The organism is Amphibacillus sediminis NBRC 103570, from assembly GCF_001552275.1.
GTDB classification, from domain to species: Bacteria; Bacillota; Bacilli; order Bacillales; family Amphibacillaceae; genus Amphibacillus_B; species Amphibacillus_B sediminis.
In genome coordinates, this window is sequence record NZ_BCQW01000048.1 from 1 (window position 1) to 6,963 (window position 6,963).

Consider the following 6,963-nt stretch of genomic DNA (forward strand, 5'->3'; position numbering starts at 1 on the left):
CTATTGAGCTATTACTTCTTGATTACGCATGTATTCAGCTAATTTGTTTTCTTTTTTTAATTGAAAAGCCTTCATATTCGCCTCTTCACTTGAATAACCCGCAGCAATGAATGAGCGAATGGTTTGTGTAATGTCTTTGTAGTCACGTGGAATAACCTTAACAAATTGGGCGATCGATTGATCCCATTGGCTAAGTACTTTTTCTGCGCGGGTTGAATGAGTATAGGCATAATGTTTTTGAATAAGCCCTTTGACAAAGCTAATCTCTTCGTAGTCAACAAAAGACTCAAATTCTACCAACTCTGCATTCGCTTGTTCAATGAATCGCTCCCGCTGCTCAGTAAACACATAGGCAACTCCACCAGACATGCCAGCAGCAAAGTTTTTGCCTACTGAGCCAAGCACGACAACTCGACCACCTGTCATATACTCACAGCCGTGATCACCAACACCCTCAACGACTATAGTGGCTCCACTATTGCGAACGGCAAATCGTTCGCCTGCATACCCATTGATATAGGCTTCTCCATCGGTTGCTCCATAGAATGAGACATTTCCGGCAATGACATTCTCGCTTGCATTAAACGTCGCTTCAGCTGGTGCTTTAACGATTAACTTTCCACCGGATAACCCTTTACCAACATAGTCATTGGCATCCCCGGCTAAAGTTAACGTCATCCCTTTAGGAATAAACGCACCGAAGCTTTGGCCCGCTGATCCAGTAAAATTAATCTTTATGGTATCCTCCGGCAATCCTTTTGCACCATATTGTTTAGAAATCTCACTTCCAATTATTGTACCTGTCACCCGATTAATATTAGTAATTGATGCGTTGATTTCAACCGGCTCTCCAGTCGTTATAGCATAATTAACAGCAGGTAATAGCTTTGTCATATCTAAAGATCGATCAATCTTATGATTTTGCTCCGTTTTATTTAAGCGTACAGGTCCCTTCGGCTGATACATGATCCGTCCAAGATCTAATTGTTTGGCCTTCCAGTGCTGTTTGGCACGATCATGGATAGCTAATACGTCTGTTCGCCCAACCATTTCATCGATCGTTTTAAAACCGAGCTCTGCCATAATTTCTCTTACTTCCTTTGCAACAAAGCGCATAAAGTTAACAACATGATCCGGGTCGCCGGTGAACTTTTTCCGTAGCTCTGGATTTTGTGTTGCAACACCTACCGGACACGTATCTAAATGACAAACACGCATCATGACACAGCCTAAAATAACAAGTGGTGCGGTAGCAAATCCGTATTCCTCTGCGCCTAACAAAGTAGCCAATACTACATCTCTTCCAGTGAGTAATTTACCATCCGTTTCTAAAACGACACGTTCACGCAAATCGTTTAGTAGTAATGTTTGATGTGTTTCAGCTAGGCCAAGCTCCCAAGGTAAACCAGCATGCTTGATACTGGTTTTTGGTGATGCTCCTGTTCCGCCATCATAGCCCACGACAGAAATCACATCAGCATTCCCTTTAGCTACGCCTGATGCAATGGTTCCAACACCAGACTTCGCTACTAGCTTGACACTAATCCGAGCATCTCGATTGGCATTCTTCAGATCATGTATAAGCTGGGCTAAATCTTCAATGGAGTAAATATCGTGGTGTGGAGGTGGCGAGATTAAATCTACCCCTGTTGTCGAATTTCGAACATCAGCTACCCACGGATAAACTTTCTGTCCCGGAAGCTGACCTCCTTCCCCCGGCTTTGCTCCTTGTGCAATTTTAATCTGAAGTTCATCAGCATTTACTAGATAGTGACAGTCGACACCAAATCGTGCCGATGCTATTTGCTTAATCGCACTTCTTCTCCAGTCTCCATTCTGATCAGGATGGTACCGTCGTGGATCTTCGCCTCCTTCACCACTATTGCTCTTGCCACCTAAACGGTTCATGGCAATCGCTAATGCCTCATGAGCTTCTTGGCTTATAGAGCCAAAAGACATCGCACCCGTTTTAAAACGTTTTACAATTGAATCCACTGATTCTACCTCAGCTATATCGATAGCCTCTCGCTTTTTAAAGGTAAATAAATGACGAAGAAAACCTATTTGTTCTTCATTAACTGCCTGAGTAAACTCCTTAAACAGTTGATAATCCCCTCTTCGAGCAGCCCATTGCAATTTATGCAAGGTTAACGGATTGTAAGCATGGTGTTCGCCCACCTTACGCCATTGAAAATCACTTCCAGAGTCTAAAGACTTATCAACTGCATCTTGATAACCTGTTTGATGGCGCATTTTTGCTTCTAAGGCAATTGTGGCTAAATCTATCCCATCAATTTGTGAAGCTGTTCCAGTAAAGTGCTCATCAATGACTTGTTGACCAATACCTACAGCTTCAAAAATTTGTGCGCCACGGTAGCTTTGAATTGTTGATATTCCCATTTTTGACATCACCTTGATGACACCCTCTGTCACGATCTCAATGTAACGATTGACAGCATGATGATATTCAATTGTAAGATTATCTGACAAAATTTCCGATAGGTAAGTCTCGTAAACAAGGTATGGCGTAATCGCATCTGCACCGTAGCCAATTAAGGCGGCAAAATGATGTACTTCTCTAGCTTCACCAGATTCGACAATTAGACTAGCTTTGGTCCGAATGCCTTGTCTAACGAGATATTGATGCAGACTACTAACAGCTAGCAACGAAGGGATAGCGACTTGATCTTCATTCATATAACGATCCGTTAATAGGATTAAATTAGCACCTTCAGCAATTGCTGATTCTGCTTGCTGATGTAATCTCGTTAATCCTGCACTCAAATCATCTGTAAATAAGCTATTTATTTCCCTAGCTCTAAATCCTTCATCTTCTAAATTCTTTAATTCTTCTAGTTGCTCATTTGATAAAATTGGCGTTGCCAAACGAATACGGCGACTATTCTTTGCAGTTGGATGAAGGATATCCCCTTCTGTGCCCAACCACGTTAATGTTGACGTGACAATTTGCTCGCGATAGGCATCAATTGGTGGGTTAGTCACTTGAGCAAAGAGCTGCTTAAAATAGTTAAATAAAGATTGCGGACGATTTGACAATACGGCTAGAGGTGTATCATTTCCCATCGCGCCGATTGGATCCTTGCCATTTACCAAAAGTGGAAGCAAGTATTTCTCAATATCCTCAGTCGTGTAACCATGAGCGATTTGGCGTTCTAGTAATTGCTCTATAGGTTTAATCTTAAGACTCACTGGTCGATCAGTCAGTGTCACAACCTCTTCATCAAGCCATTCTTGATATGGTTCTGCGTTAACTATTTCGTCTTTAATCTCTTGATCAGAGATAATTCTTCCTTCCTCTAAGTCAATTAGTAGCATTTTGCCTGGACTTAAGCGATCCTTTAATGCTACATTTTCTTCGTCAATCTTAATGACACCTGTTTCAGAAGCATAAATGATATAATCATCTTTCGTTACATAATAACGTGCTGGTCTTAGGCCATTACGGTCTAGAATAGCACCAATTTGTTTACCATTTGTAAATGTAATCGAAGTAGGTCCATCCCATTGTTCCATCAAACAGCTATGGTATTGATAAAATGCCCGTTTCTCCATAGACATATTAGTGTTGTGCTCCCATGGCTCAGGTATCAACATCATAGCCGCATGGGCAGGTTTTCTTCCTGCTAAGATGAAAAACTCTAAAGCATTATCTAAAACAGAAGAATCACTACCTTCGGCATTTAGGATAGGTATCACCTTTTTCAGATCATCACCAAAAGCATCAGATACAAATTGTTTCTCTCTTGCTCGCATCCAGTTTACATTACCACGTAACGTGTTAATTTCACCATTGTGAATCAGATAACGGTTGGGATGCGCTCGCTCCCAGCTGGGAAATGTATTGGTACTAAAGCGTGAATGGACAAGAGAAAAAGCAGATACAAAATCAGGATCCTGTAAATCGAGGTAAAACTGATCAACCTGCTCTGGTGTTAACAATCCTTTATAAACAATGGTTTGACTTGAAAAGCTCGGAAAGTAAAAGGCATCATCGTGACGTTTAGCTAGCTGTTCAGCTTGCTTACGAATAACATATAGCTTACGCTCAAAGCTCAGCGTATCATTAAGCTCCTCGTTTGCTTTTATAAAAACCTGTCGTACAATAGGAGCTGTTTCTCTGGCCTTTTTTCCGATTTTTCTGACATTTGTAGGCGAAGTTCTCCAGCCTATGACGATTTGGCCTTCACTTTCAATAAAGTGATTGATTTGACTTTCCCATTCGCTTTGTTTTCTATCATTCTGTGAAAAAAAGATCATTCCGACTCCATATCTTCCTACTTCAGGAAGGTCAAACTCTGGTACAACTTTACGGAAAAATGCATCAGGGATTTGAACCATTAATCCAGCACCATCTCCGGTATCCGGGTCACTTCCCTGACCACCCCGGTGATCAAGCTTTGTTAACATGTGAATCCCTTGTTTTACGATATCATGTGTTTGGTGTCCTTTAATGTGGGCATACAAACCAATACCACAATTATCGTGCTCAAATTGTGGCTGATAAAGCCCTTGTGCTTCAGCCATTTGATTGAATTTCATGAAATACGCCCCCAAAAATAATTTTTATGTCTAACCCTATTGTATGTTTTGCGATTTATATATACAATATATAATAACAATGAATATAATCTAATATGTAGATTAATAAATGTGGGGGGATGAAGTTGGAATTTAGACAGTTGAAATATTTTATCGAGGTCGCTGAGCGTGAGCATGTTTCAGAAGCAGCTGTACACTTACATGTTGCGCAATCAGCGATTAGTCGACAAATCGCTAATCTCGAAAACGAACTGGGCGTTCAGTTATTTGAGCGTGAAGGTCGAAATGTCAAGCTACTCCCGATCGGCAAAATTTTTTTAGCCCATGCGAAGGAAGCGATGAAGGCGATTGATTACGCAAAAAAGCAAATGGATGAATATATTGACCCTGAACGTGGGTCCATTAAAATTGGCTTTCCAACAAGCTTAGCCAGCAGCCTGCTGCCACACTTACTTGCTGAATTTAAAGCTGCCTACCCGAACATTCATTTTCAATTAAGGCAAGGGGCATATAATTTTCTAATTGATGCAATCAAAGACCGTGAATTAGACATTGCCTTTATTGGTCCCGTCATTACCGATGATCCACATATAAATGGTGATATCCTGTTTTATGAGAAAATGTATTTACTCACACCTAACAATCATCGCTTGTCAAAACGCAAAAGTGTATACCTTACAGAACTAAAGGATGAGGATTTTGTTCTTTTTCCAAGTGGCTATATTTTTGAGAAGCTTGTTCTCGATGCTTGTCACTCCGTTGGCTTTCAACCACATGTTACAACAGAGGGAGAAGACTTGGATGCCATTAAAGGACTTGTCGCTGCTGGTATTGGCATTACACTTTTACCTGAGAGTGCAATCGGTGAATATAGTTCAAATTATACAGTTAAAATCCCGATAAGTAGCCCAGATTTAAAGCGCAGTGTTGGAATGATTACGCCAAAGCATCGAGACCTCGCCCCATCTGAAAAGGTTTTTTATCAATTTGTGATTAACTACTTTACTGAACACTATCCAAGACTAGAACAAGAATAGATAGGAGTATGAATATGACGAACATAGCTTATGCTACATTTGCTGGTGGCTGCTTCTGGTGTATGGTTAAACCATTTAATCAATGGGATGGTGTCCATGCTGTTATCTCAGGCTATACAGGTGGTACTTTAGCAAATCCAAGCTACAAAGATGTAAAAACCGGTCAAACCGGTCACTATGAAGCTGTTCAAATTAAATATGATCCGGATAAAATAAGCTATCAACAAATCTTAGCGTTATATTGGCCACAAATAGACCCTACTGATCCAGATGGACAATTTCATGACCGAGGTCCACAATACCGGACAGCTATTTTCTATCATGATGACGAGCAAAAGCGATTAGCTGAACAATCTAAAGCGGAATTGGAAGCAAGTGGGCGTTTCAAAAAACCCATTGTCACTAAAATTTTACCCGCTAATTTGTTTTACCCTGCCGAGGAATATCATCAGGACTTTTACAAAAAAAACCAACAGGAATATTTAATTGATCGAGAAAAATCTGGACGGGACACGTTTATTAAGGAAAATTGGTAAGTTAGAGAGTCATTTTATCGCTAGGACAGGACATTATATTATGCCCTGTCCTTAATTTGTCTTTTATTCCGTGAATTTTTAGTTAGGTAGATAGTGTCTCAGTTTAGCTTCAACCATGCAAATAAGCAATTATTATTAAAGTGATTGCAAAACTAAATCCAGCATAGAAAAAGCATTCTTGCAAGGTTGTCAAAATCTTAATGCTTTGTCCACGATCAGTACCGCTAATCAAGAATATTGAAAAGGATGATCATTGTGAAAAAAATTGAAACCGAACGGCTGTATTTAAGGGAACTAGTCTGCGAGGATGCACCAGAGTTGGCAAAGGTTCTTTCTGATCCAGATGCTATGCAATACTATCCAGAGCCATTCAGCAAAGAAAAGGTGAAAAAGTGGATTCAATGGAATCAAAATAATTATAAAAGATACAACCACGGATTATGGGCAGTCATTTTAAAAGATGGAGATCAATTTATTGGGGACTGTGGCATCACAATGCAAAAAATTGAAGAGGAGACAGTAGCTGAGATTGGTTTTCATATTATAAAGTGTTATTGGAATCAAGGATTTGCAACAGAAGCTGCCATTGCCTGTAAAAATTATGCTTTTAAGATTCTCGGTTACTCCAAAATATATTCTTACACCACACTAAAAAATATCCCATCACAAATGGTAGCAAAGAAAATGGGTATGCAAATCGATAAAATCTTTGAAAAAAATGGTGAAAAGCAAATAGCTCAAGTAGCCTATAATAATATATTCAGTCCATAACTATTAGTAATCAGTCCTAGGGTTAGCAAAAAAAGGACAAAAAAAGAACTTCCGTACTG

4 protein-coding genes are annotated in these 6,963 nt (G+C 39.9%); 3 read left to right on the plus strand and 1 reads right to left on the minus strand.

The features are described 5' to 3' along the window. A complete protein-coding gene (gltB, locus tag ASE01S_RS15005) occupies positions 1–4,560 on the minus strand; it encodes a glutamate synthase large subunit (RefSeq protein ID WP_067844288.1) in 4,560 nt (1,519 codons plus the stop codon). 125 nt (positions 4,561–4,685) lie between these two features. On the opposite strand from gltB, the gene gltC reads away from it, so the two are divergent. The 3 genes from gltC (at position 4,686) to ASE01S_RS15020 (ending at position 6,904) form a co-directional block, all read left to right on the plus strand. After that, on the plus strand, positions 4,686–5,597 hold the full coding sequence (gene gltC, locus ASE01S_RS15010) for a glutamate biosynthesis transcriptional regulator GltC (protein ID WP_067844291.1): 912 nt from the start codon (positions 4,686–4,688) through the stop codon (positions 5,595–5,597). 14 nt (positions 5,598–5,611) lie between these two features. Next, positions 5,612–6,133, plus strand: coding sequence for a peptide-methionine (S)-S-oxide reductase MsrA (msrA, locus tag ASE01S_RS15015; RefSeq protein WP_067844292.1), 522 nt, complete (start codon positions 5,612–5,614; stop codon positions 6,131–6,133). Positions 6,134–6,388: 255 nt separating this feature from the next. After that, positions 6,389–6,904 (plus strand): GNAT family N-acetyltransferase, encoded by a 516-nt coding sequence (locus ASE01S_RS15020; RefSeq protein WP_083512174.1) that lies wholly within the window; start codon positions 6,389–6,391, stop codon positions 6,902–6,904. Positions 6,905–6,963: the final 59 nt, after the last annotated feature.